The sequence below is a fragment of the Inquilinus limosus DSM 16000 genome (assembly GCF_000423185.1).
Lineage (GTDB): Bacteria > Pseudomonadota > Alphaproteobacteria > DSM-16000 > Inquilinaceae > Inquilinus > Inquilinus limosus.
This window is the reverse complement of the sequence record NZ_AUHM01000009.1, coordinates 89149-114983: the sequence shown is the minus strand read 5'-3', so window position 1 is coordinate 114983 and position 25835 is coordinate 89149. Positions and strand designations below refer to the sequence as shown.

Below are 25835 nucleotides of genomic sequence, written 5' to 3'. Positions count from 1 at the left end.
CGTCATCGGACTCAGGAGATTCGCATGAGCACCCGGGCGAGCTACGCCACCTGGCACGCCGATCCTGCGCGCGAAGCCGCCATGGCGGATGGCCATCGGCCCTATTGGGAGCATTTCATCGGCCTGGTGCCGGAAACCGATCTGGCCGGCCGCGACGTGCTCGACTTCGGCTGCAACCGCGGCGGCTTCCTGCAGCTGCTGCACGCGCGGCGCCCGTTCCGCTGGGGGCTCGGCGTCGACATCGCCACCGACTCGATCGCCGCGGCCGAGGCCGCCAAGGGCGACCTGCCGGTCGAGCATCGCGTGGCGACCGACCTGTCGCCCTGGGCCGGGCGCTTCGACATCGCCTTCAGCTACGAGGTCATCTACCTGCTGCCCGACATCGCCGGCCACGCGGCGCAGATGGTCCAGGCGCTGCGCCCCGGCGGCGTCTACTACGCGGTGACCGGCTGCCACACCGACAGCCCGCTGTGGCCGCGCTGGCGCGAGCTGATCGGCGGCACCACCAACGCGCCGGTGCAGGACCGGTCGCCCGACGACTATGCCGAGGCCTTCGCCGCCGCCGGTTTCGCGGTCTCGGTCAAGAAATTCGGCTATGACGGCTTCGTGCCGGCCGGCAAGGACCGGCGCTATTACCCCAAGCTGATCGACGCCGTGACCTACGGGGCGGAGCACAAGCTGCTGTTCCGCATGGTCCGGCCGTAGCAGGCATGGCCGGCATCGGCCTTGCCTCGGCGGCATTCGCGGTGCAAATGCCCATATGAGCCACAAGGCGCGGCCGGTCGCGGTGCGCGCCGCCTTTGCCCGTAGCCGTGGAACCGATCATGGCCAGCATGGACTTCGACTATTTCGTCATCGGCGGCGGCTCGGGCGGCGTGCGCTCGGCCCGCATCGCGGCGCAGCACGGCGCCCGGGTCGGCATCGCCGAGGAACGCTACTGGGGCGGAACCTGCGTCAATGTCGGCTGCGTGCCGAAGAAGCTGCTGGCCATGGCGGCGCATTTCTCCGCCGATTTCGAGGACGCCGCCGGCTTCGGCTGGACCGTGCCGGCCGCGACGCATGACTGGGCCACGCTGATCGCCCGCAAGGATGCCGAGATCGGGCGGCTGAACGGCATCTATCGCAACCTGCTGACCAATGCCGGCGCCACCATGTTCGACGCCCGCGCGGTGCTGGTCGACCCTCACACGATCGAGGTCGGCGGCCAGCGCGTCACCGCCGACCGCATCCTGGTCGCGACCGGCGGCTGGCCGGTGCTGCCGGACAAGCCGGGGGTCCGCGAGCATGCCTTCACCTCGAACGAGGCGTTCCATCTGGAGCGGATGCCCCAGCGCGTGGTGATCGTCGGCGGCGGCTATATCGCGGTGGAGTTCGCCGGCATCTTCCACGGCCTCGGCGCCGAGGTGACGCTGGTGCATCGCCGCGACATGGTGCTGCGCGGCTTCGACGACGACCTGCGGGTCCACCTCGCCGCCGAGATGGGCAAGGCCGGGCTCAATCTGCGCCTCGGCTGCGAGGTCGAGGGCATCGCCAAGGTCGGCAATGCCCTGGCGGTGTCGCTGAGCAGCGGCGAGGTGATCGCCGCCGACGGGGTGATGTACGCCACCGGCCGCAGGCCGAACACGGCGGGGCTGGGGCTGGAGACGGTCGGGGTCGCGCTCGACGCCGACGGCGCCATCGTCGTCGACGAGCACTACCGGACCAGCGTGTCCAACATCTATGCGCTGGGCGACGTCACCGACCGGCTGAACCTGACGCCGGTGGCGATCGCCGAGGGGCATGCGCTGGCCGACACGCTGTTCGGCAACCGGCCGCGGGTGCCGTCCTACGAGAATGTGCCGACCGCGGTGTTCTCGAACCCGCCGATCGGCACGGTCGGGCTGACCGAGGAGCAGGCGCGGCAGCGCCATGGCGAGGTCGACATCTATCGCGCGGTGTTCCGGCCGATGCGCCACACCCTGTCGGGCCGCGAGGAGCGGACGCTGATGAAGCTGGTGGTCGACCAGGCCACCGACCGGGTGCTGGGTTGCCACATGGTCGGGCCGGACGCGCCGGAGATCGTCCAGGGCCTGGCGATCGCGCTCGTCTGCGGCGCCACCAAGGCGCAGTTCGACGCCACCATCGGCATCCATCCGACCGCGGCGGAAGAGTTCGTGACCATGCGCAGCAAGGTCGAGCGTCCGGCCAGCCCGGGGCTGGCGCAATGACCGACGCGCCGCAGAACATCTACGACGACCCGACCTTCTTCGCCGGCTACGCCGCGCTGCGCGAGACGGAGAGCGGGCTGAACACGGTGCTGGAGCAGCCGGCGCTGGCGCGGCTGCTGCCGGCTTCGCTGGCGGGCCTGCGCATCCTCGATCTCGGCTGCGGCTTCGGCGACTTCGCCCGCGCCGCCCGGGCGCGCGGGGCGGCCTCCGTGCTGGCGATCGACGTGTCGGCGAAGATGCTGGCGGAGGCCAAGCGGCGGACCGAGGACCCGGCCGTCCGGTATGAGCACGCCGCCATCGAGACGTTGGCGGTGGAGAAGGGGGCGTTCGATCTGGCCGTCTCCTCGCTGGCCCTGCACTATGTCGCCGACTATCCGGCCGCCGTCCGGAAGATCGCCGCCGCGCTGGCGCCCGGCGGTCGCTTCGCCTTCTCGGTCGAGCATCCGATCTGCACGGCGCTGGGCAGCGGCCAATGGCATCGCGATGAGGCCGGCACGGAACTGCACTGGCCGGTCGATCGCTACGGCGAGGAGGGCCGGCGCGACACGCGCTGGTTCGTCGACGGCGTGGTCAAATACCACCGCACCGTCGCCGGCTATGTGAACGGCCTGATCGACGCCGGGCTGACCCTGGCGCGATTGGAGGAGCCCGAGGCCGAGCCGGCGGCGCTGCAGGCGCGGCCGGAGCTCGCGCTGCAACGGCGCCGGCCGCCCTTCCTGCTGCTGGCCGCGGACAAGCCCGCGTAGCGGTCCTTGTCATGGGAGGGCTGCGCTGCGACGCTGGAAATACCGGATGGGCAGGCGTATAGCCTCACATCCGGTCCCGCGCGCGGGGAGAGTGCGGCGGGTCCCAAGGTGCGGAGTGTACGGTGATGGCCGATCGGTGGACCCCGGAGTCCTGGCGCAGCAGGCCGGCGAAGCAGATGCCGCAATATCCCGACGCGGCCAGGCTGGCGGCGGCGGAGCAGACCCTGTCGAAATATCCGCCGCTGGTCTTCGCCGGTGAGGCCCGTTCGCTGAAGGCGTCGCTCGGCCGTGTCGCCGAAGGCCAGGCCTTCCTGCTGCAGGGCGGCGACTGCGCCGAGAGCTTCGTCGAGTTCCACCCCGACAAGATCCGCGACACCTTCCGCGTGCTGCTGCAGATGGCGGTCATCCTGACCTTCGGCGCCGGCATGCCGGTGGTGAAGGTCGGCCGCATGGCCGGGCAGTTCGCCAAGCCGCGCTCCGCCGACATGGAGACAATCGACGGCGTCTCGCTGCCCTCCTACCGCGGCGACATCGTCAACGGCGTCGAATTCGACGAGGCCTCGCGCGTGCCCGACCCGGCCCGCATGGTGCAGGCCTACAACCAGTCCGCCGCCACGCTGAACCTGCTGCGCGCCTTCGCCCAGGGCGGCTATGCCGACCTGCACAAGGTGCACCAGTGGAACCTGGGCTTCGTCACCCGGTCGCCCTGGGGCGAGCGCTACGAGGCCTTCGCCACCCGGATCGACGAGGCGTTGGAGTTCATGGCCGCCTGCGGCGTCACCGCCGAGACCACGCCGGCGATCCGCGAGACCGATTTCTACACCAGCCACGAGGCGCTGCTGCTGCCCTATGAGCAGGCGCTGACCCGGATCGACAGCACCACCGGCGACTGGTACGACGTCTCCGCCCATCTGCTGTGGATCGGCGACCGCACCCGCCAGGCCGACGGCGCGCATGTCGAGTTCCTGCGCGGGGTGAAGAACCCGCTGGGCCTGAAATGCGGCCCGTCGCTGGCCCCCGACGACCTGATCCGGCTGATCGATGCGCTGAACCCGGACAACGAGGCCGGGCGGCTGACCCTGATCGTGCGCATGGGCGCCGACAAGGTGGCGGAGAAGCTGCCGCCGCTGCTGCGCCGGGTGCGGGAGGAGGGGCGCGCCGTGGTCTGGGCCTGCGACCCGATGCACGGCAACACCATCACCTCGCCCTCCGGCTACAAGACCCGCCCCTTCGACCGGATCCTGTTCGAGGTGCGCGACTTCTTCGACGTGCACCGGGCCGAGGGCACCCATCCGGGCGGCGTGCATTTCGAGATGACCGGCCAGGACGTCACCGAATGCACCGGCGGCGCCCAGGCCATCACCGACGAAGCGCTGTCGCTGCGCTACCAGACCGCGGTCGACCCGCGGCTGAACGCCAGCCAGTCGCTCGAGCTGGCCTTCCTGATCGCCGAGAAGCTGAAGCAGGAGCGCAGCGCCCAGGATGCGGCCCGCCGGGCCGCGGCGGCGGAATAGGGACACGCGGCCCGTCGTGCCGCGGCGGCGGAACAGCAACCCCGGCGGGCCGGCCCGCCGATCTTCCAAGGGAACGGCGTCCATGACCCCTTCGGTCGACGATCTGTCGCGCTGGACCGACAAGTATTTCCTGCGGACCAAGGGGATCGTGGAGCGCTTCGGCGACACCCGCGTCACCTATGCGGTGTTCCTGCGCCGGCCGGTGGTCTCGGCCCCGCGCCTGGCGGTCGACTGGCTGCGGCAGGTGGCGCAGGAGCGCGGCTTCACGGTCGAGATCGACCTGCGCTACGCCGAGGGGAAGTGGGTCGGTTCCGGCGAGCCGATGCTCTACATCACCGGGCCGCTGCGCCATCTGGTCGATTGCGAGACCGTGCTGCTGCAGAAGCTCGGACCCGCCTGCGTCGCCGCCTACAACGCCTACACCATGTGCGCCGAACTGCCCCGTGCGGCCTTCCTGGCGATGGATGCGCGGCACTGCGCCGGCACCGAGATGGCGGAGCTGATGGCCTATGCCGCCAGCGTCGGCTCGGCCCGGGCCAGGCGCAAGCACGATGCCAAGGGCTTCGTCGGCAACGCCACCGACGCCACCGCACATTTCTTCGGCCAGACCTCCGGCCTCGGCACCATGCCGCACGCCCTGATCGGCTATGCCGGTTCGACCGTGCGCGCGGCCGAGATGTTCCACGAGGTGTTCCCGGACGAGCCGCTGACCGTGCTGGTCGACTACTTCGCCCGCGAGGTCAGCGACGCGCTCGAGGTCTGCCGCCGCTTCCCGGAGATGGCGTCGGCCGGCAGGCTGTCGGTCCGCATCGATACCGGCGGCGGCCGCTACATGGAAGGGCTGGGGCCCGGCGAATCCTACGCGGTTCTGGAGCGGCACGTGCCCGAGGCGGTGCGCGGCTACCGCAGCGAGGAGGAACTGCGCCACCTGATCGGCACCGGCGTCTCGGCCGCGGCGATCCACCATCTGCGCGACAAGCTGGACGAGGCCGGCTTCGGCAAGGTGCGGATCGTGGTGTCCAGCGGCTTCAGCCCGGCCAAGTGCCGGGTGATGGCGCTGGCCCGCGCGCCGATCGACGTGGTCGGCACCGGCAGCTTCCTGCCGGAGCGGTGGAGCGAGACCTACGCCACCGCCGACATCGTCGAATACGACGGCAAGCCGATGGTCAAGGTCGGCCGCGAATGGCTGCTGCGGCTGCGCCCGGACGGCAGCGCCCGGCCCGGGCCGGACACGATGGCGGGCTCCGGGATCTGACGATCGGGTTCAGGGCAGGGACGGCTTCGGCCGCCGGCGGCGTGCCTTTTCATCCTCGTCGTCGTCGCTGTCGTCGACCGCCCCGCGCTCGATGTCGCGTTCGACCGAGGCGCTGAGCCGCTGGAACAGGCCGAGGCCCAGCATCATGCCGGTGCCGGCCACGATCAGGATGGTCGGGTACAGCAGCAGGTTCACGTCGTCACGCGCCACCTTGAAGATCACCACCAGGGCTTCAAGGAACACGGCGATGATCATGGTCGAGATGAACTTGGTCAGGCTCTTGCGGACCTCGGAGGCGCGGCGCCGCTCCTGGCCCCGCGCGACCTCCTCCTCCAGCAGGTACTTGGCGACGTCGAAGACGGCGGTGGCGATGATCAGATAGCCGATGACGTCCAGCATCGCCGTGTCGGTCGCGGCGTGCGGCGTCTGGAAGGTGATCACCACCGAGTAGATCGCGTAGCCGGTCAGCCCGGCCGCCAGAAGCATCAGGATGACGCTGACGAGAAAGAAGGCCACGCGGGAAACCAGTTCCATGAATGCCTCCCGAAGGCGGGGCGGCCGGATGTGTGCCGACCCGCAGCGTGCTAGCTTCGGGCTGCGCTGTTGCCGGAGCCCGCTCGATACGTGAACCACAGCTTGGCCACTCCGTTCCCTTTGTCGCCGATCGCCATGCCGCAGGTCCTGTGCCGGCCGATCCCCTGGCGTGATCCGGTCGAGGCCTTCGCTGCCATCCGCCGCCGGCCCCGGCCGGTGCTGCTCGATTCCGCCCTGGTCGACGGCACCCGCGGGCGCTGGTCGCTGGTCGCGGCCGACCCGTTCCGGTGGTTCGAGGTCGGCGCCGCGGAGGCTCCGGCCGATCCCTTCGACTCGATCTCCGCCCTGCTGGCCCGCTACCGCATCGAGCCCGATCCGGAGCGGCCGCCGCTCGGGCCCGGCGCGATCGGCTTTCTTGGCTACGAGGCCGGACGCTTCGCCGACCGCATGCCGGCGCCGCAGCCCGTTGGGCTCGACCTGCCGGACATCGCTTTCGGCCTCTACGACTGCGTCGCCGTCTTCGACGTGGTGGAGCGGCGAGGCTGGGTGCTGTCGGCCGGCTGGCCGGAGGAGGATCCCGCGGCGTGCCGCAGCCGGGCGGAAGCGCGGGCCGACGACCTCGCCGCCGCGATCGCCGGCGCCCCGCCGCTGCCGCCGCCCGACGTCACGCTCCGCGGCGTCTGGCGGTCGGAGATGCCGGCGGACGTCCATCGCGACGGCGTCCGGCGGATCCGCGACTGGATCGCCGCCGGCGACATCTATCAGGCCAACCTGACCCAGCGCTTCCTGGCCGACCTGCCGGACGGGCTCGACCCCTTCACCCTGCATCGCCGCCTGCGCGCCTTCTCGCCCGCGCCCTTCGCCGCCTTCCTCGATCTCGGGGAAGGGCGGTGGATCGCCAGCGCCTCGCCGGAGCGGTTCCTGTCCGTCGATGCGGCGGGCCGGGTCGAGACCCGGCCGATCAAGGGCACCCGGCCGCGCGGCGTCGATCCGGCGGCGGATGCGGCGCTGGCGGCGGAGCTGCAGGCCAGCACGAAGGACCGGGCCGAGAACCTGATGATCGTCGACCTGCTGCGCAACGACCTGTCGAAGGTCTGCGCTGTCGGCAGCGTGCGGGTGCCTGTGCTGTGCGGCCTCGAGACCTTCCCGCGGGTGCACCACCTGGTGTCGGTGGTCGAGGGGCGCCTGGCGACGGGTCGAAGTGCGGTCGACCTGCTGCGTGCCTGCTTCCCCGGCGGCTCGATCACCGGCGCGCCGAAGATCCGGGCGATGGAGATCATCCGAGAGCTCGAGCCGGCGCGGCGCGGGCCCTATTGCGGCTCGATCGTCCATCTCGGCTTCGACGGGTCGATGGACTCCAGCATCGTCATCCGCACGCTGTGCGGGGCGCAGGGGCAGGTCGCGGCCCAGGCGGGCGGCGGCATCGTCTACGACTCCGATCCGGATGCGGAATATGACGAGGCCATGGTGAAGGTCCGGCCGCTGCTGCAGGCCCTGGCGGGGCCCGGCTGATGCCCTGGCTGAACGGAGAGCTGCTGGCGCCGGAGGCGGCGCGGATCGATCCGGCCGATCGCGGCTTCACCCTCGGCGACGGGCTGTTCGAGACCATCCGGGTACTGGACGGCGCCGCGGTCTGGCTGGACCGGCATCTGGCGCGCCTGGCCGCGGGCCGTGCCGTTCTGGGCATCCCGCCGCGCTTCGATGACGCCACCCTGGTCGAAGCCTGCGCCGCGGTGATCACGGCCGAACGGATCGAGAGCGGTGCGCTGCGCCTGACGGTCAGCCGCGGCGCCAGCCCGCGCGGTGTGCTGCCCCCGGCCTCGCCGGCGCCGACCGTGCTGATCGCCGGCCATGCCGGGCTGCCGCTGCAGACGCCAGTGGCGCTGGTCGTCGCCCGCGGCACCTGCCGCAACCAGGCCTCGCCGCTCAGCCGGATCAAGTCGCTGAACTACCTCGACGCGGTGCTGGCCCGGCGCGAAGCGGCGGAGCGTGGGGCGGACGACGCGGTGATGCTGAACACCGCCGGCCGGGTGGCCGAGACCACCATCGCCAACCTCTTCGCCCGGATCGGCGGCGTCTGGGCGACGCCGCCGGCGGCGGAGGGGGTGCTGCCCGGCATCATGCGGGCCGAGGTGCTGACGCGGCTGGGGGCGGTGGAACGGCCGCTATCGGTCGAAGACCTGCGGCGGACGGAGGCGCTGCTGCTGACCAATGCGCTGTCGATCCGGTCGGCCTCCCGGCTGGAGGATGCCCCGATCTCCACGGGCGAGGAGACAGCCGCCGGGCTGCGCCGGGAGCTCGGCCTGCCGGGCTGATCCTTGCTACAGCCGCGGATGATCCGCGAAGAAGCGCCAGATCCGCGGCGTGGCGGCGAATCCGGGCGTGTCCGCCCCGTCCGGCCAGGCGTGGATGCCGCCTTCGACCACATCGAACCGCACCGCGGTTCCCGCCTTGCAGTCCGGGTAGTCCTCCGCCTTGATTCCCGCCACCGAGTCCCGCGTGACCGGTTTCGTCCGGCAACCGTCGAAGGCGGCCCAGAAGGCGACCGAGTCCCGCACCGGCGGGAACTTGGCGCGGGCGTAGCTCTCGCGCTCCGCCGTGCCGTCGAACGGGACCGCCTCGTCGTCTGTGCCGTGGATGTGGATCAGGGAGACGGGACGGGTCGGCGTGCAGGACGGCACCAGGATCGCGCCCGAGACCACGGCCACGCCGGCGAAGATGTCGCCGGCCTCGCAGGCCAGGCGATAGGCCATCATGCCTCCGGCGGAGAAGCCGGCGGCGTAGATGCGGTGGCGGTCGACCGCGCGCTCCTGCTCGATCGTCGACACCAGGGAGCGCAGGAAGCCGACGTCGTCCGCGTCCCGCCGCATCGCCGCGCCGCAGCAGTCGCCGGCGTTCCAGCTGAACTGGCCGGCGGTCGCGGCGGTCGGCTTCGCGCGGCCGGTGCCGTTCGGGTAGGCGACGATGAAGCCCTCCGCATCGGCCTCGGCGCTGAAACCGGTCAGCTCGATGGCGCTGGCGGCGTTGGCGCCGCCGCCATGCAGCACCACGACCAGAGGCAGTGGTTCGCGTCCCGCCGCGGCGGGCGGCAGGTGCAGGACATAGCTCCGAGCCGCGCCGTCGACGGTCAGCGTCGCCTCGACATCCGTGCCGGACGCCCGGCCCGAGGCCGTCGATGGTGGAAGCACGAGGGCCGCGACGGCCGGGAGGATCAGCGCCAATGCAAGCCGTCGTGCCATCTCTGTCGTCTCGGTCGGGTCCGTCGGCAGGATAGCGCGGGCGGCGCGGCCCTCCACCCGCGATGAACGGTCGCGGGCGGGGCGAGGCCGGCCGTTCCTATTCGCCGGTCCTGCCGCGGCGCGCGCCGGTGTCCCGTGCCAACTGCTCGATCAGCCCGACGAGTTCGCGATGGGCCGGGGTGGCGGGGTCGCGCAAGGCGGAGGTCGGCTGATCCTCGGTCAGGTGGCTCAGCCGCACCAGGGCGCGGATACGCTGCCGCCGTGTCTGCTTGAGATCGGACGAGCGATGCCGGAACAGGATCCGAGCCAGCTCGCCGTCGCCGAACAGGTCGTTCAGCTCGGCGGCCGTCGTGTAGATCAGGAACAGAACCAGGATCCAGATCTGGATGAAGAGGAAGCGGTGCCAGGAGAACTGCTCCGCCAGGGCAGCGCCGAAACCGCCGGGCCGGCCGGTGTCGACGATATGGTGGATGAAGGCCTCGATCAGCCGGGCGATGAGGACGAAGGTCCAGTAGACGAAGGTCTTGAACAGGATCGGCTGGATCAGCGGCGCGGTGTCGAAGCGGCGCAGGAACGGCATCTTGTCGGCGACCAGCACCGCCTTGCCGACCACCAGCGCCGCCGTGGTCGCGACCACGAAGTTGATCGACCGGGTGAGGTATTCGGCCAACGCCAGGTATTGCGTGAACAGGATGAGGTTGAACCCGACCAGGAAGAACAGGGTCGGCGGCAGGACGTGGCGGAACTCCTGGCCGAGATGATGCAGGATGCGGTGCAGGCGGCCGCCCTGCGCCGCCAGGGAGGGGCTGGCCATCGGATGTCTCGACGATGGGGATCGTCCCGGAACGGACGAAGCTTGGCGCCGAAGCGGGGCGCGGCAAAGCATAAACCGCCGCGCCCCGGATGATCAGGCGGCAAGGGCAGGGGCTTCCGCCGGTGACTGCGCCTCGGCGCTCAGCCGGGCGATCGCGGCGGCCAGGGGCAGCGACTCCTGCCGGCCGTCGCGGAAGCGCAGCGCCACGGTCCCGTCGCGCGCCTCGCGCGCGCCGATCGCGGCCAGCACCGGCACCCCGTCGCCATGGGCGTCGACGATCTTGCGCGACAGCCGCTCCGGCCGGGCGTCGAGGGCGACGCGCAGCCCCGCGGCCTCGAAAGCCTCCGCCACCCGGCAGGCCGGGACCACGTCATTGGCGCCGATCGACGCGACCACCAGCTGCTCAGGCGCCAGCCACAGGGGCAGCTTGCCCTCATGGTGCTCGAGCAGGATGCCGATGAAGCGCTCCAGGCTGCCCAGCACCGCATGGTGCAGCATCACCGGCATGGCTTGGTTGCCTTGAGCGTCGACATAGGCGGCGCCCAGCCGCTCCGGCATCACCAGGTCGAGCTGGATGACGCCGCACTGCCAGCGCCGGCCGCGGCTGTCGCGCAGGTGGAACTCCAGCTTCGGGCCGTAGAAGGCGCCCTCGCCGGGCAGGGTCTCGAAGTCGAGCCCGGCCTGCCGCGCCGCCTCCGCCAGCGCCGCCTCGGCGCGGTCCCAGACCTCGTCCGATCCGGCCCGCTGCGCCGGCCGTGTGGCGAAGGCGACGTCGAAGCGGTCGAAGCCGAAATCGGCGTAGATCCGCCGCAGGAGGCCGCAGAACCGCGCCACCTCCGCCTCGACCTGGTCGGGCAGGCAGAACACATGGGCGTCGTCCTGGACGAAGCCGCGGGCCCGCATCAGCCCCTGCAGCGCGCCGGAGGGCTCGTTGCGGTGCACGGCGCCGAACTCGAAATAGCGGATCGGCAGCTCGCGATAGGAGCGCACGCGCTTGTTGAAGATCTGGACGTGCCCGGGGCAGCTCATCGGCTTCAGCGCCATGATCCGGCCCTCATCGGCCACCGCGAACATCTGGGCGCCGAATTTCTGCCAATGGCCGCTGCGGTTCCACAGGCCGCGGGCCAGCAGTTGCGGTGTCCGCACCTCGCGATAGCCGGCCCGGGCCATGCGCCTTCGGACATGGTCCTCGACCAGGCGGTACAGCGCCCAGCCGCGCGGATGCCAGAAGACCATGCCGGGGCCGTCCTCCTGCTGATGGAACAGGTCCAGGCGGTTGCCGAGGCTGCGGTGATCGATGTCGTCCATGGAAGTCTCCGTTGCGTTGGGCCGGCGCAGGGAGACCCCGAAAGACCAAGGGCCCCGTCCGTTGCCGGCGGGGCCCTTTGGGGATCAGAGGCGCTATCCGATCAGCGCACGCGACCTCCGCACGACCCGCCTGTGGCGGTGGTCGTTTTGGTGGTCGCGGTGATGATCGAACGGATCGCGCTCATGGCTTCAGTAGAGACATGGCCGGCGGGCGGCGTCAATCGGCGTGCAACGCGAGGGCGGGCTGCCGCGTTGATGCGACGGGGACTTGTCGCCGGACCGGTATCCGACTATATTTGTCTCAAAAGACATAAGAAGTCTCAATCGAGATCAGAGAGAGGAGCGGTTCGATGGTGGCACAGGGGGCGGCGGTGGCGCCGCGCGACGCCGAAGGGCGGCTGGCCAAGGCCGGCCTGAGCGCCTTCTTCAACATCGCCGAGGCCTGGGGGCTGAAGGACGAGGAGAAGCGCGTGCTGCTGGGCCGCCCGTCCAAGGCGACCTTCTATCGCTGGAAGGCCGGCGCGGCCGGCCATCCCTCGGCCGACACGATGGAGCGGATCTCCTACGTCCTCGGCATCTACCGGGCGCTGCAGATCCTGTTCAAGGACGCCAGGCTGGCTGATGACTGGGTACGGCGGCCGAACGCGGCTTCGCCCTTCGGCGGGCGCTCGGCCCTCGACCGAATGCTGTCGGGCAACGTCGCCGACCTGTTCGTGGTCCGCCGCTACCTGGATGCGGAGCGCGGCGGTTGGGGCTGACCATTCCGGTGCATCGGGTCGAATGGCCCGAATGCTGGCGTATCATCCCGAGCCGCTATCCGCCGGTCGACCTGTTCGAGCGGGTGGCGCCGCCCGAGGATTGGGAACTGCTGATCGAGCTCGAATCCCGCACCAACGACCGGCTGCGCGACCAGGTCGGGCAGATCTCGCTGGTGCCGCTGGAGGAGCGGATGAGCGGCCCGGGCACCAGCTTCATCATGGCGCCCTTCACCCATCTGCATCCGGACGGCAGCCGCTTCACCGACGGCACCTACGGCGCCTATTACGGCGCCGCGGCGCTGGAGACGGCGGTGGCGGAGACCAGCTATCACCGCGCCCGCTTCTTCGCGGCGACGGCGACGCCGGCGACCACGATCGACATGCGGGTGCTGATCAACAGCCTGTCGGGCGACCTGCACGACATCCGCGGCCTGGGCGCCGAACTGCCCGGCGTCTACGACCCGGTCGACTATTCCGCCGGGAAGGCGCTGGGGCGGCGGCTGCGCGGCGAGGGCTCCTACGGCATCGCCTACGACAGCGTCCGCCATGCCGGCGGGCACTGCGCCGCCGTGTTCCGGCCGCGCAGCGTGCTGACCCCGGTGCTGCAGGAGCGGCACCTGTCCTATCATTGGGACGGGTCCCGGATCGCCGCGGTGCACGAGATCCGGGCGCTGCAGACGTAGCTCCGCCCGTCGCCTGCCGCATGGCCGCCCTCCGCTTCGGGGGCTGGGAATAACGCAGCCGCCCACCGATATTGTGGCCCACGGTTTCACGAGGTCGGTCGCGGCGCGGCCGTCGGGGTATTCGATGCAGGCACCGGTCAACCCGCCGCGGGTCGAGATCCGCACCACCGTCACCATCCCGATCCTGGACGGGAAGGCGAAGGGCGTGTTCCACACCTTCAGCGGCTTCGCCGATGGCGGCGAGCATTTCGCCATCGCCCTCGGCCCCGAAGGCCGCGACCCGCCGCTGGTGCGCGTCCACTCCGAATGCCTGACCGGCGACGTCTTCGGCTCGCAGCGCTGCGATTGCGGCCCGCAGTTGAACGACGCCCTGCATCGCATTGGAAAAGAGGGCGGTTTTGTTCTCTATCTGCGGCAGGAGGGGCGCGGCATCGGCCTCTACGCCAAGCTCGACGCCTATGTGCTGCAGGACCAGGGGCTCGACACCTACGAGGCCAATGAACGGCTGAACTTCCCGCACGACATGCGCGACTTCACCCCAGCGGCGCAGATGCTGCTGGCGCTCGGGGTCAAGCGGATCCGGCTGCTGACCAACAACCCCGACAAGGCGAAGCAGCTCGAGGCCGCCGGGATCGAGATCGCCGAGATCGTCCCGACCGGCGTCTTCGTCACCGAGCACAACATCCAGTACCTCGAGGCCAAGGTCAGGAAGCACGCGCATCGCATTGATCTACCGGAGGTTTCAGGCCAGGCGGAGGTGGTGCCCTTGGCTGCCGGGCTGCGGCGCCCGGGCAAGCCTTGACCCTGCCGGTCGCGCCCTGCCTGCAGCCGGGCTTCGGTTTCGGCGGTGTCCTCCGCGACACGCTGCCGGAACCGCTGCGCGATGCCGCTCCCCCCGCCCGGGTGGCGGGCGAGGACGAAGCCTGGATGCTGGAGACGCTGCGGACGGCGATGACCCATAACGGGCTGTCGGACCCGAACCCGGTGGTCGGCTGCGTCATCGTCCGCGACGGCCGCGTCATCTCGCGCGGCGCCACCGAGCGGATCGGAGAGCGCCACGCCGAACGCGTCGCGGTCGAAGCAGTGGCCGACCGCTCGGCCTTCCGCGGCGCCACCGCCTATGTCACGCTCGAGCCTTGCAGCCATCACGGCCGTCAGCCGCCCTGCGCCGATCTCCTGGCCTCGCTGGGCTTGGCGCGCTGCGTGGTGGCGCTGCGCGACCCGTTCCCGCTGGTCAACGGGGTCGGCTTGGCCCGGCTGCAGGCGGCCGGCGTCGCCGTCAGCGTCGGGACCCTGGCGCCGGAGGCTGCGGCCTGGCACGCGCCCTTCCTGCTGCGGCAGCGGCTGGGCCGCCCGCTGGTGGCGGCAAAATGGGCACAGACGCTGGACGGCCAGCTGGCCTATGACGACGGCGCCGAGCGCTGGCTGACCGGCAAGGCGGCGCGCGCCCACACGCATTGGCTGCGCCAGAAATACGACGCCATCATGGTCGGCGCCGGCACCGTTCTGGCCGACGATCCCGCCCTGACCGTGCGCGACGCCGCCGGCGACCGGCACCGCCATCCCTTGCGCCTGGTCTACGACCCGAACGGCCGGGCGCTGGCGGCGTTGCCGGAACGGCGCGAGCACTGGAAGTCCGGGCTGCTCTCCGCCGACGCGCCGACCGTGTTCCTGCTGGCCGCCTCCGCGGCGCGGCGGGCGGCGGCGCTGGAGGCGCTGCTGCCGCCCTCGGCCGCGATGCTGGCCCTGCCGGACGGGCCGCCGGTCGACACGCTGTTCGATGCCCTGGCCGGGCCGGCCATGGTGGCGCGGCTGGGCCGGCCGGTCGGATCGGTCATGGTCGAAGGCGGTCCGCGCCTGCTCGGCCTGCTGCTCGAGGCCGGGCGGGTCGACCTGGCCCATGTCTTCATCGCGCCCACGATCGGCGGCGGCGAACGCAACCGCATCGCCTTCCCGGGCAGCGCCGCCGCCACCCGGGACTGGCGGCCGATCGCGACCGCCGCCCTCGGCCCCGATCTTCTGATAGAATACGTGTCGCCGGCCGTGGCGGAGCATCTGGCGCGGCTTGTCGACGCCGCTGCCATAGGGTCGCCACTTCGCCATGGCTAAACGGCCGCGCCCATTGTACCGTGCGCGCCCTGCGGTCCGGCGCGCCGGTCCGGATCCCATGACGTCTCGGCCGGGCCAGCCCGAACCGACCGAATTGTGAGAGCTTGCCGTCGATGATGTATTTCGCCCCGTGGAAGAAGGTCACCATCCTGGTGGTGTGCCTCCTCGGCGTGATCCTGAGCCTGCCGAACATCCTGCCGCGCAGCACGCTCGACGCGCTGCCGTCCTGGGTGCCGGCGCGGCAGATGAATCTCGGACTCGACCTCAGGGGCGGGTCCTACCTCCTGCTGGAGGTCGACATGAAGGCGGTGATCGACGGCCGCCTTTCCAACATGCAGGATTCGATCCGCAGCCTGCTGCGGCGCGAGAACATCGCCTACAGCGACCTTTCGGTGAACGGCCGTTCGGTCAATTTCACGCTGACCGATCCCAGCCAGGCCGACCGGGTGCGCACGCTGCTGGCCGAGAACCTGACGACCGGCACCGTCGACCCGCTGGCCGGCGGCCAGCGCGACCTCGACATCACCGTCGGCTCCGACGGCAAGGCCAGCCTGAGCCTGACCGAGGTGGGGCTGCGCGACCGCGAGGCCCGGGCGGTCGAGCAGTCGATTGAGATCGTCCGCCGCCGCGTCGACGAGAGCGGCACCCGCGAGCCGCTGATCTCGCGCCAAGGCAGCAGCCGCATCCTGCTGCAGCTGCCGGGCGAGCAGAACCCCGACCGCATCCGTCGCCTGCTGGGCCAGACGGCGAAGATGACCTTCCACCTGGTCAATCTGGACTACCAGCCAGGCCAGCCGGTGCCGCCGGACACCGAGATCCTGCCGATCGAGAACCCGCGGCCCGGCGAGCGTACCTCGATCGCCGTGCGCAAGCGGATCGAGGTCGACGGCGCCAACCTGACCGACGCCCGCGCCGGCACCAACCCGCAGACCGGGCAGTGGGTGGTGAACTTCGAGTTCGACAGTGCCGGCGCCCGCCGCTTCGGCCAGGTCACCCAGACCAATGTCGGCAAGCCCTTCGCCATCGTGCTCGACGACAAGGTCATTACCTATCCGAACATCAACGAGCCGATCCTGGGCGGCCGGGGCCAGATCAGCGGCAACTTCACCGCCCAGAGCGCCAACGACTTGGCCGTGCTGCTGCGCGCCGGCGCGCTGCCGGCGCCGCTGACCATCGTCGAGGAGCGGACGGTCGGCCCCGACCTCGGCGCCGACGCCATCGAAGCCGGCATCATCGCCGTGGCGGTCGGCTTCGTTCTGGTCGTCACCTACATGCTGCTGGCCTATGGGCTGTTCGGCCTGTTCGCCAACATCGCCCTGGTCATGAACCTGGTTCTGACCGTGGCGGTGCTGTCGCTGCTGGAGGCGACGCTGACGCTGCCCGGCATCGCCGGCATGCTGCTGACCCTCGGCATGTCGGTCGACGCCAACATCCTGATCAACGAACGATTGTACGAGGAGACGAAACGCGGGCGGTCGCCCTTCTCGGCGATGGATGCGGGCTTCAGCCGGGCCTTCGCCACGATCTTCGACGCCAACATCACTTCGCTGATCAAGATGGCGATCCTGTACACGCTGACCACGGGGCCGGTGCGCGGCTTCGCCGTCACCACCGGGATCGGCATCCTGACCTCGATGTTCACCGCCGTGGTGCTGGTGCGGCTGATGATGGTCACCTGGATCCGCCGCAAGCGTCCCACCGTCCTGCCCGTGCTGAGGAAAGCGTGATGTTCTGGCTCCGTCTCGTCCCGGACGACACCAAGATCCCGTTCATGCGGGGCCGCATCGCCGGCCTCGCCACCTCGGCCTTCCTCAGCATCGCCTCTGTCGTGCTGTTCTTCTATCCGGGGCTGAACTACGGCGTCGACTTCAAGGGCGGCATCGCCATCCAGATCCAGACGCCGCAGGTCGCGGATTTCGGGCAGCTGCGCACCGCCCTCGACGATCTCGGCCTCGGCCAGGTCCAGCTCCAGCAGTTCGGCTCGCCGAACGACGTGCTGATCCGGATGGAGGCGCAGCCGACCGAACAGCAGCAGCAGGCGGCGGTCGACACGGTCAAGAAGACGCTGACCGACACGGTGCCGGGGACAGAGATCCGCAGCGTCGATTCCGTCGGCGGCACGGTCTCGGGCGAGCTGTTCCAGAACGGCATGCTGGCGCTCGGCCTCGCCCTCGTCGCCATGCTGTTCTACATCTGGTTCCGCTTCGAATGGCAGTTCGGCGTCGGCGCCGTGGTCACCATGATCCTCGACGTCACCAAGATGGTCGGGGTCTATGCCGTCACCGGCATGCAGTTCAACCTGACCTCGATCGCGGCGCTGCTCACCGTCCTCGGCTATTCGGTGAACGACAAGGTCGTGGTCTATGACCGCGTGCGCGAGAACCTGCGCCTGTACAAGTCGATGCCGCTGAGGGAGCTGATCGACCTGTCGATCAACCAGACGCTGAACCGCACGATCGGCACCTCGCTGGCCACCTTCCTGGCCTGCCTGCCGCTGGCGATCTGGAGCGGCGAGAACCTGCAGGAATTCGCCGTCGTCATCCTGATCGGGGTCGTGGTCGCCACCACCTCCTCGATCTTCATCGCGGCGCCGATCCTGCTGTTCCTGGGCGAGGACAAGCTGTTCCGCAAGAAGGCGCCGCCGGCGGCCCCGGCGGACGGCACCCCGGCGGGCAAGGGCGCCTGAGCGGGATGGCGGCGGCGCGGCCGATCCTGATCGGCAGCGAGCTCTATCGGCATTCCAGCTACGGGCCGAGGCATCCGCTCGCCATCCCGCGCGTCTCGACCGCGCTCGACCTGATCCGGGCGCAGGGCTGGCTGGCCGACGGCCAGTACCGCGACGGGCCGCTGGCCGGGGCCGAGGCCCTGATCCGGTTCCACCACTCGGACTATGTGACCGCGGTGCAGGATGCCGAACGCGACCAGGACCTCGATCCGGCGCGTCGGCAGCGGCACAATCTCGGCGGGGTCGAGAACCCGATCTTCGCCGAGGTGTTCCGCCGCCCGGCGACGGCCTGCGGCTCCTCTGTCCTCGGCGCCGGCCTCGTGGCCGAGGGCGCGGTGGTCTACAGCCCGGCCGGCGGGCTGCATCACGGCCGGCCCGACCGGGCCTCCGGCTTCTGCTACTTCAACGACCCGGTGCTGGCGATCCTCGACCTGCTCGACCGTGGCGTCGACCGCATCGCCTATCTCGACGTCGACGCCCATCACGGCGACGGGGTGCAGGACGCCTTCGCCGGCGACGCAAGGGTGCTGACCGTCTCGGTGCACGAGGCGCGGCGCTGGCCCTTCACCGGCGTGGTCGAGGACCGCGGTGGCGGCAACGCCCGCAACCTGCCGATGCCGCGCGAGCTGAACGACGACGAGATGGCGGCGGTGCGCGACCGGGCGCTGCTGCCGCTGGTCGAGCGGTTCCGGCCGCAGGTCGTGGTGCTGCAATGCGGCGCCGACGCGCTGCACGATGATCCGCTGAGCCGCCTGTCGCTCTCCAACCGCGCGCTGTGGGACGTGGTGGCGGCGGTGCGCGAGGTCACACCGCGCCTCCTGGTGCTGGGGGGAGGGGGCTATAATCCCTGGACCGTCGGACGCTGCTGGGCCGGGGTCTGGGCCGTGCTCAACGGCCTCGATCCGACCGCGCCGCTGACGGTGGCATCCAAGGCGGTGCTGGCCGGCCTGTCCTGGTCGCGCCGCCGCGGCACCCCGCCCGAGCCCGCTTGGTTCGACCGGCTGGACGACCCGCCGCGGCCGGGCCCGGTGCGGCCGGAGGTCGAGGCCGTGATCCGTGCCGTGATGGAACCCTGACAACGGGACGACCGATGAAGACTCTCCTCGCCGCCCTCGCCCTGCTGCTGTTCGCCGCCGGCCCCGTGCGGGCGCAGGAGGCGTCGCCGGCCCAGGCCAAGGACCTGGCCATCGAGACCGCGGCCGGCAAGCGCTACCACTTCACGGTCGAGCTGGCGCTGACGCCGGAGCAGCAGCAGCGCGGCCTGATGTTCCGCGAGAGCATGGCGCCGGACGCCGGCATGCTGTTCGTGTTCGACCGGGAGGAACCACAGGCCTTCTGGATGAAGAACACGCTGATCCCGCTGGACATGATCTTCATCCGGGCCGACGGCACCATCGCCAACATCGTCGAGAAGGCGGCGCCTCAGACCCTGGACCCCCGCAGCTCGGACGGGCCGGCCAAGGCGGTGCTGGAGCTGAACGGCGGCATCGCCCGCTTCCTCGACATCCGGCCGGGCGACCGGGTGGTCCATCCGCTGATCGCGACGACAAAGGGCTGAGGCCGTCAGCGCGGCTTGGTGGTCTCCTCGTCCGGACCCGGCGGGGGAGGGGACCAGCCGCGGCCGGCGGCGATCATGCAGGACTGCCCGTCGGGCCCGGTGTAGATCAGGGTCCAGCTCCGCCCCCGCGGCGCCGTGAACAGCTCGACCCGCCCGCCGGCATTGGCGGTGCCGGCGCCGGCCGGCGTCTCCTGGAAGGCACGCGCCAGATAGTCGACCACCACGTCGCGCGGGCCGCAAGAGGCCGGCGCCGCCAGGGCCGGGGCCGTCAGGAGAATGCCGGATAGCGCGACGGCAGCCGCACGGGCCATGCCTGCCTCGAAAGCCGTGTCGGAGAAGATCGTATCGGAGCCTGGAGCCGGGAGGCCGAGGAAACGATATAATCGGCACGCTTCGGCCAGACCAGCCATATGGCGATGGCCCCGCGCCGGAATTCGCCGCCCGGGCCGTGAAGGGGCGACACGATTGTGGGTCGAGGGGAATGCCGGATACCAGGACTGAGATCGAGCCGAGGCTGCGGCAGACGGTGCCGCCGCCCATGCCCGGGCCGGCCCGGACCACACGTGGCCGGAAGCCCCGCCGGCGCCTGCTGCTGCTGGCGCTGCTTGTCCTGGGCCTGACCGTGGCCGGCGGGGCCTGGTACCGTTGGGGCCGGGCGGTCGCGCCCGATCAGCTCTGGCTCACCGCCGCGGTCGAGCGCGGCGACATCGAGGACGCGATCACCGCGCTGGGCACGCTGCAGCCGGTCAGCTACGTCGATGTCGGCACCCAGGTCTCCGGCCAGCTCAGGACCCTGCATGTCGCGATCGGCGACCGGGTGAAGACCGGCGATCTGCTGGCCGAGATCGATCCGACCGTCTACCAGTCCCGGGTCGAAGCCGACCGGGCGAACCTCGCCAACCTCGCCGCCCAGCGGGCGGAGAAGGAGGCGCAACTGCTGCTGGCCCGACAGCAGGCCGAGCGGCAGCGCAACCTGAAGGCGTCGCGCGCCACCAGCGACGACGCGGTGCAGGTGGCCGAGGCGGCCCTCGCCGCGGCCCAGGCCCAGCTCGACGCCATCGACGCCCAGACCCGCCAGATCCAGTCGACGCTGAAGGGCGACGAGGCCAATCTCGGCTACACCAAGATCTACGCGCCGATCGACGGCACGGTGGTGTCGCAGTCGGCGCGCAAGGGCCAGACCCTGAACGCCAACCAGTCGGCGCCGATCATCGTCCAGGTCGCCGACCTGACGACCATGACCGTCGAGGCCCAGGTCTCGGAGGCCGATGTCAGCCGCCTGCGCCTGGGCATGACCGCCTACTTCACCACCCTGGGCATGCCCGACAAGCGCTGGTACGGGACACTGCGGCAGATCCAGCCGACGCCGGAGGTGGTCAACAACGTCGTGCTCTACAACGCGCTGTTCGACGTGCCGAACCAGGACGGCGTGCTGATGACGCAGATGACGGCGCAGGTGTTCTTCGTCTCCGCCGCGGCGCAGGACACGCTGCTGGTGCCGATGACGGCGCTGTCCAACCTGTCCCCCGGCACCTCCTCGGCCGCGCCGGGACGGGCCACCGTCCGGGTGCTGCATCCGAGCGGCACGGTCGAGACCCGCACCGTGACGGTCGGCGTCACCAACCGGGCGCAGGCGGAGATCCTGAGCGGGCTGGAACCGGGCGAGCAGGTGATCACCGGCAGCCGGAGGCCGAACGCCGCGCCGCAATCCGGGCCGGTGCGGACCCCGAGGCTGTGATGGACATCCGCGAGCCGGTCTACGGAACATCCGGCCAGGCCGCCACCCGGCCGCTGGTGTCGTTGCGCGACGTCACCAAGACCTACGTCAACGGCGACCTGGCGGTCGAGGTGCTGCACGGCATCTCGCTGGACATCCATGCCGGCGAGTTCGTCGCCATCATGGGCGCCTCGGGCTCCGGCAAGTCGACGCTGATGAACATCCTCGGCTGCCTCGACCGGCCGACCAGCGGCACCTACACGGTCGACGGCGTCGACGTGGCGACGCTGGACGGCGATGCCCTGGCGCATCTGCGGCGCGAGACCTTCGGCTTCATCTTCCAGAGCTACAACCTGATCCCGTCGGCGACCGCGGCCGAGAATGTCGAGGTGCCGGCGATCTATGCCGGCATCCCCGCCGCCGAGCGGCGGCAGCGGGCGGAACAGCTGCTGGTCTCGCTCGGCCTCGCCGACCGCACCGACCACCGGCCGAACCAGCTGTCGGGCGGCCAGCAGCAGCGCGTCTCGATCGCCCGGGCGCTGATGAATGGCGGTCGGGTGATCCTGGCCGACGAGCCGACCGGCGCCCTGGACAGCCGCAGCGGCGCCGAGGTGATGGCGCTGCTGCGCCGGATGAACGAGGCCGGCCGGACCGTCATCCTGATCACCCATGACCGAGCGGTCGCCGAGCATGCGAACCGGCTGATCGAGATCCGCGACGGGCACATCGTCGGCGACAGCGGCGCGCGGGGGCCGGCAGCGCTCACGGCCGGGCCGGACGCGGCGCATGGCGGTGATGCCGGCGCGCTCGGCGTCGCCGACATGACGGAGGCGGTGAAGATGGCGCTGAGGGCCCTGCGCGCCAACCTGTTCCGCACCATTCTGACCCTGCTCGGCATCGTCATCGGCGTCGGCGCCGTGATCGCCATGCTGGCGATCGGCGACGGGGCGAAGCAGTCGGTGGTCGACCGGATCTCGGCGATGGGCACCGACCTGCTGCTGATCCGGCCGGCGCAGAGCAACAACCGCACCGCCGATGGCGTGATCGCGACCCTGGTGCCGCAGGACGCCGAGGCCCTGGCCAAGCTGCCCAATGTCGCCGCCGCGGTACCCGAGCTGACCGGCACCGTCACGCTGCGCTACGGCAACACCGACTACCAGACCCAGGCCGATGCGACGACGCCGGACTTCACCAAGGCGCGCAACTGGCCGGTCGAGCGCGGCAGCTTCGTCTCGCCGGCGGACCAGGCCAGCTACGCCCCGGTGATCGTGCTGGGCCAGACCGCGGCCCGGATCCTGTTCCCGGAGGGCGTCGACCCGCTGGGCCGCTATGTCCTGGTCAACAACATCCCGTTTCAGGTGATCGGGCTGATGGAGCCGAAGGGCGCGACGCCCTACGGCGCCGACCAGGACGACATCGCCTTCATGCCGCTGTCGACCGGCAGCCTGCGGGTGTTCGGCAAGCGCTTCGTCCGCTCGATCACGGTGCAGGTCGAGGACACGGACCGGATCGACGACACCCAGGCGCAGGTTCAGGCACTGCTGGAGGAGCGGCACCGCCGCCCGGACGTGCAGATCCGCAACATGTCGTCGCTGCTCGAGACCGTCTCGGCGACCCAGAACACGCTGACCATCCTGCTCGGCTCGGTCGCCGCCATCTCGCTTCTGGTCGGCGGCATCGGGGTGATGAACATCATGCTGGTCAGCGTCACCGAACGGACGCGGGAGATCGGGGTCCGGATGGCCACCGGAGCCCGGATGCGCGACATCCTGCAGCAGTTCATCACCGAATCCGTGGTGGTCTCGGCGATCGGCGGTGCCATCGGGGTGGTCGGCGGCCTGTCCGTGGCGGCGGCGCTGCGCGCCCTCGGCACGCCGATCCTGTTCTCGCCCGGGCCGGTGCTGCTGGCCTTCGGCTGCGCCTTCCTGACCGGCCTGATCTTCGGCTACATGCCGGCGCGCAAGGCCGCCACCCTTGACCCCGTTGTCGCCCTCTCCGCCGAGTGACCATGCCGCCTCTGCCTTGTGTCCAACGCCGTCTTGCGGCGGCCCTCGCCGTCGCCCTGCTCGCCGGCTGCGCCGCCGGGCCGGAGGATCAGAAGCCCGCCCTCGACATCCCCGGCGGCTGGAAGGCGGAGGGGCCGGCCGGCACCTCCTGGCCGGACACCACCTGGTGGCGCGCCTTCGGCTCGCCCCAGCTCGACCGGCTGATCCGCACCGCGCAGCAGAACAACCAGGACATCGGCGCCGCCGTCGCCCGGGTGCTCCAGGCCGACGCCCAGGCCCGGATCGCCGGCGCGCCGCTGCTGCCGAGCATCGGCGCCACCGGTGACGCCTCGCATTCGGTGTCGCCGGAGCGCAGCAGCAGCTTCGGCGGTTCGAGCCGGACGGTGACGGACCAGCTCTCGGCCGGTCTCTCGGCCAGCTACGAGATCGACCTCTGGGGCCGAAACCGGGCGGTGCTGCAATCGGCGCAGGCCTCGGCGCTGGCCAGCCGCTACGACCGCGACACGGTCGCCCTGACCGTCACGTCCAGCACCGCCACCACCTACATCCAGGTCCTGGAGTTCCAGGACCGGCTGGCGATCGCGCGCGACAACCTGGCCAACGCCCAACAGGTGCTGGACGTGGTGCTGGCGCAGGAGCGGGCGGGCGCCGCCTCGGCCCTCGATGTGGCGCAGCAGCGCACCGTGGTGGCGCAGCAGAAGGCCTCGACCCCGCCGCTGGAGCAGCAGCGCCAGCAGTCGGAGACCGCGCTGGCCCTCTTGCTCGGCGAGCCGCCGCAGCGGCTGTCGCTCGAACGCCAATCGCTCGACGAGCTCGATATCCCGGCGGTGGCGCCGGGGCTGCCGTCCACGCTGCTGGATCGCCGCCCGGACATCCAGAACGCCGACGCGCAACTCGCCGCCGCCCGGTTCAACGTCAAGGAGGCGAAGGCGCAGCTGTTCCCGTCGATCCAGCTGACCGGCCAGGGCGGGTTCCAGAGCGCGGCGCTGGGCACGCTGTTCAACTCCGCCAGCACGCTCTACAGCCTGGCCGCCTCGCTGACCCAGCCGATCTTCGAGGGCGGCGCCCTGCGCGGCGAGATCGAGTTGAGCCAGGCGCAGTACCAGGAGCTGGCGCAGACCTATGTGAAGACCGTGCTGACCGCCTTCGGCGACGTCGAGAACGCGCTGATCGCGACGCGCCAGAGCGAGCTGGCCTACCGGGCGCAGCAGGAGGTGGTCGCCCAGGCGCGCGAGGCGTTCCGCCTGTCCGACGCGCAGTACCGGGCCGGGGCGGTCGACCTGCTGACCGTGCTGAACGCGCAGCAGAGCTACTTCTCGGCCCGCGACCAGCTGGTCCAGGCCAAATCGGAGCGGCTGCAGGCGGCGGTCGCCCTCTATCGGGCGCTGGGCGGCGGCTGGTCGGCCGGGTCGGTGAAGACTGCGGCCGCAAGCTAGGAACCGAGGCTCACCCAAACGGAGTATATGGCTCGGCCGGAATTCCGCCACGCTCCCGACCGATGTTATGTTTTGCATCGCAACATCCGGCGGGGGGACACCGGATTTGGATGGGTCGGATCGTGCGGCCGTCCTGATCGACCGAATCTATGCGGCGCTGGTCGGCGAGATTGGATGGGAACTGTTCCTGCAGGAGGTCGCGGCCTGCCTGCCGAACGGCAAGGCGGTGCTGTTCTTCCATGACCTCGACACCGGCGGCGGCGCGTTTTCGCTGAATGCGGGCTTCTCGGCCGATGCGGCCCTCGCTTATGGCAGCCATTACAGCCGGGTGAATCCGTGGATGCGGGCGGCGGCGCACCGGCCGGTCGGGCTGGCGGTGCGGGCGGAGCAGATGCTGCCGCGCGGCGACCTGCTGCGGACTGAATTCTATGCCGACTATCTGCGCCCGCACGGCCTCGGCACCGCCGTCGGGGTCACCGTCTACAAAGAGGAGCGCTGCAACTTCATGCTCAGCGTGCTGGGGGCGGAGACGGACGATGCCACGGCCGACGCCGCCCGCGCGCTTCTGGCTCAGCTGGCGCCGCATCTGCGCCGGGTCTTCGCCTATTACCGCCGATCGCCCCAGGCCGGCGCCGCCCTGCATGGCGGGCTCTCCGTGCTCGACCTGCTCGGCATCGGCCTGATCCTGGTGGCGGCGGACCGGCGGATCCGCCACTGCAACCGGCTGGCGGACGCCCTGATCGCCGACGGCGATGCCGTCGGGCAGGATAGCGAGGGCAGGCTGCGCTTCGCCTCGTCCGATGTCACCGCAGCGCTCGACCGGGCGCTGGGCACGATCCGGCCGGGCGTCTCGCTCCGCCTGCTCGACACGCAGCTGCTGCGGCGCACCGGCGAGCGGCCGCCGCTGCGGGTCCGCTTCGTCCCGCTGGACCCTTCCTCGGCGCAGGTGTTCTTCACCGGCGCCGCGGTGCTGGTGCTGATCGAGGATCCGGCGGTCTCCTCGGCCGCGGCACGGATCGAGAGCGCCCGCGCCGCCTATGGCCTGACCGCGGCCGAGCTGCGTGTGGCCCGGCGGCTGATCGAGGGCCTGACCCCGACCGAGATCGCCGCGGTCGACGGCGTCTCGCCGCTGACCGTCCGCAGCCAGCTGAAGAGCATCTTCGCCAAGACCGACACCCACCGCCAGGCCGAGGTGGTGCGGAAGCTGTCGGCGGGGGTGCTGTAGG

24 protein-coding genes are annotated in these 25835 nt (G+C 70.9%); 19 read left to right on the top strand and 5 right to left on the bottom strand.

Going from position 1 to position 25835, the window contains the following annotated elements:
• Positions 1-24: 24 nt before the first annotated feature.
• From G537_RS0111550 to G537_RS37530, 5 genes are all read left to right on the top strand, one after another.
• Complete coding sequence (locus G537_RS0111550; protein ID WP_026870252.1) at positions 25-705, top strand: class I SAM-dependent methyltransferase; 681 nt, start codon at positions 25-27, stop codon at positions 703-705.
• A 119-nt stretch (positions 706-824) separates the two neighbouring features.
• The gene (gene gor / locus G537_RS0111545) at positions 825-2207 is read left to right on the top strand and encodes a glutathione-disulfide reductase (RefSeq protein WP_026870251.1); all 1383 of its coding nucleotides are present in this window, start codon (positions 825-827) and stop codon (positions 2205-2207) included.
• On the top strand, positions 2204-2953 hold the full coding sequence (locus G537_RS0111540) for a class I SAM-dependent methyltransferase (RefSeq protein ID WP_026870250.1): 750 nt from the start codon (positions 2204-2206) through the stop codon (positions 2951-2953). The genes gor and G537_RS0111540 overlap by 4 nt, the downstream gene beginning before the upstream one ends.
• 125 nt (positions 2954-3078) lie before the next feature.
• Complete coding sequence (locus G537_RS0111535; protein WP_026870249.1) at positions 3079-4467, top strand: class II 3-deoxy-7-phosphoheptulonate synthase; 1389 nt, start codon at positions 3079-3081, stop codon at positions 4465-4467.
• A gap of 82 nt (positions 4468-4549) precedes the next feature.
• A complete protein-coding gene (locus tag G537_RS37530) occupies positions 4550-5722 on the top strand; it encodes a nicotinate phosphoribosyltransferase (RefSeq protein ID WP_051248320.1) in 1173 nt (390 codons plus the stop codon).
• Between the two features lie 9 nt (positions 5723-5731).
• Here the strand turns inward: G537_RS37530 and G537_RS37525 are convergent, their stop codons facing one another.
• Positions 5732-6256 carry a hypothetical protein gene (locus G537_RS37525; protein ID WP_034851420.1) on the bottom strand — a complete coding sequence of 175 codons (525 nt, stop codon included), beginning with the start codon at positions 6254-6256 and terminating at the stop codon, positions 5732-5734.
• 90 nt (positions 6257-6346) lie between these two features.
• On the opposite strand from G537_RS37525, the gene pabB reads away from it, so the two are divergent.
• Positions 6347-7768: an aminodeoxychorismate synthase component I gene (pabB, locus tag G537_RS0111520; RefSeq protein ID WP_245578995.1), complete on the top strand. Its 1422-nt coding sequence runs from the start codon at positions 6347-6349 to the stop codon at positions 7766-7768.
• Positions 7768-8571 (top strand): aminotransferase class IV, encoded by an 804-nt coding sequence (locus tag G537_RS0111515; RefSeq protein ID WP_034851418.1) that lies wholly within the window; start codon positions 7768-7770, stop codon positions 8569-8571. Before pabB ends, G537_RS0111515 begins: the two co-directional genes overlap by 1 nt.
• Positions 8572-8577: 6 nt before the next feature.
• Here the strand turns inward: G537_RS0111515 and G537_RS37520 are convergent, their stop codons facing one another.
• From G537_RS37520 to thrS, 3 genes are all read right to left on the bottom strand, one after another.
• The gene (locus tag G537_RS37520; protein ID WP_081688754.1) at positions 8578-9495 is read right to left on the bottom strand and encodes an extracellular catalytic domain type 1 short-chain-length polyhydroxyalkanoate depolymerase; all 918 of its coding nucleotides are present in this window, start codon (positions 9493-9495) and stop codon (positions 8578-8580) included.
• Positions 9496-9592: 97 nt separating this feature from the next.
• The gene (locus tag G537_RS0111505; RefSeq protein ID WP_026870246.1) at positions 9593-10309 is read right to left on the bottom strand and encodes a hypothetical protein; all 717 of its coding nucleotides are present in this window, start codon (positions 10307-10309) and stop codon (positions 9593-9595) included.
• Positions 10310-10402: 93 nt separating this feature from the next.
• Complete coding sequence (gene thrS / locus G537_RS37515; RefSeq protein ID WP_051248318.1) at positions 10403-11617, bottom strand: threonine--tRNA ligase; 1215 nt, start codon at positions 11615-11617, stop codon at positions 10403-10405.
• Positions 11618-11967: 350 nt separating this feature from the next.
• Between thrS and G537_RS0111495 the strand changes: the two genes are divergently transcribed.
• The 8 genes from G537_RS0111495 to G537_RS0111460 all read left to right on the top strand — a co-directional run bounded on the left by G537_RS0111495 (position 11968) and on the right by G537_RS0111460 (position 19450).
• Complete coding sequence (locus G537_RS0111495; protein WP_034851416.1) at positions 11968-12375, top strand: MbcA/ParS/Xre antitoxin family protein; 408 nt, start codon at positions 11968-11970, stop codon at positions 12373-12375.
• On the top strand, positions 12366-13058 hold the full coding sequence (locus tag G537_RS0111490) for an RES family NAD+ phosphorylase (protein WP_211230358.1): 693 nt from the start codon (positions 12366-12368) through the stop codon (positions 13056-13058). Before G537_RS0111495 ends, G537_RS0111490 begins: the two co-directional genes overlap by 10 nt.
• 124 nt (positions 13059-13182) lie before the next feature.
• Positions 13183-13860, top strand: coding sequence for a GTP cyclohydrolase II (locus tag G537_RS37510; RefSeq protein ID WP_051248317.1), 678 nt, complete (start codon positions 13183-13185; stop codon positions 13858-13860).
• A complete protein-coding gene (gene ribD / locus G537_RS37505; protein ID WP_051248316.1) occupies positions 13857-15167 on the top strand; it encodes a bifunctional diaminohydroxyphosphoribosylaminopyrimidine deaminase/5-amino-6-(5-phosphoribosylamino)uracil reductase RibD in 1311 nt (436 codons plus the stop codon). The genes G537_RS37510 and ribD overlap by 4 nt, the downstream gene beginning before the upstream one ends.
• A 113-nt stretch (positions 15168-15280) precedes the next feature.
• Positions 15281-16894 (top strand): protein translocase subunit SecD, encoded by a 1614-nt coding sequence (secD, locus tag G537_RS44475; protein WP_026870243.1) that lies wholly within the window; start codon positions 15281-15283, stop codon positions 16892-16894.
• Positions 16894-17853 (top strand): protein translocase subunit SecF, encoded by a 960-nt coding sequence (gene secF, locus G537_RS44470; RefSeq protein ID WP_026870242.1) that lies wholly within the window; start codon positions 16894-16896, stop codon positions 17851-17853. The genes secD and secF overlap by 1 nt, the downstream gene beginning before the upstream one ends.
• Positions 17854-17858: 5 nt before the next feature.
• The gene (locus G537_RS37500) at positions 17859-18968 is read left to right on the top strand and encodes an acetoin utilization protein AcuC (protein ID WP_034851415.1); all 1110 of its coding nucleotides are present in this window, start codon (positions 17859-17861) and stop codon (positions 18966-18968) included.
• Between the two features lie 14 nt (positions 18969-18982).
• The gene (locus G537_RS0111460) at positions 18983-19450 is read left to right on the top strand and encodes a DUF192 domain-containing protein (protein ID WP_026870241.1); all 468 of its coding nucleotides are present in this window, start codon (positions 18983-18985) and stop codon (positions 19448-19450) included.
• 5 nt (positions 19451-19455) lie between these two features.
• On the opposite strand, the gene G537_RS37495 is transcribed toward G537_RS0111460, so the two are convergent.
• On the bottom strand, positions 19456-19761 hold the full coding sequence (locus G537_RS37495) for a hypothetical protein (protein WP_051248315.1): 306 nt from the start codon (positions 19759-19761) through the stop codon (positions 19456-19458).
• Between the two features lie 170 nt (positions 19762-19931).
• On the opposite strand from G537_RS37495, the gene G537_RS0111450 reads away from it, so the two are divergent.
• From G537_RS0111450 to G537_RS0111435, 4 genes are all read left to right on the top strand, one after another.
• The gene (locus tag G537_RS0111450; protein WP_081688752.1) at positions 19932-21188 is read left to right on the top strand and encodes an efflux RND transporter periplasmic adaptor subunit; all 1257 of its coding nucleotides are present in this window, start codon (positions 19932-19934) and stop codon (positions 21186-21188) included.
• Entirely contained in the window at positions 21188-23173 is a 1986-nt protein-coding gene (locus G537_RS0111445; protein WP_051248314.1) for a MacB family efflux pump subunit, read from the top strand. The genes G537_RS0111450 and G537_RS0111445 overlap by 1 nt, the downstream gene beginning before the upstream one ends.
• 2 nt (positions 23174-23175) lie before the next feature.
• The gene (locus G537_RS37490) at positions 23176-24609 is read left to right on the top strand and encodes an efflux transporter outer membrane subunit (RefSeq protein WP_051248313.1); all 1434 of its coding nucleotides are present in this window, start codon (positions 23176-23178) and stop codon (positions 24607-24609) included.
• 106 nt (positions 24610-24715) lie between these two features.
• Positions 24716-25834, top strand: a complete 1119-nt coding sequence (locus G537_RS0111435) for a helix-turn-helix transcriptional regulator (RefSeq protein ID WP_026870238.1) — start codon at positions 24716-24718, stop codon at positions 25832-25834.
• Position 25835 lies beyond the last annotated feature (1 nt).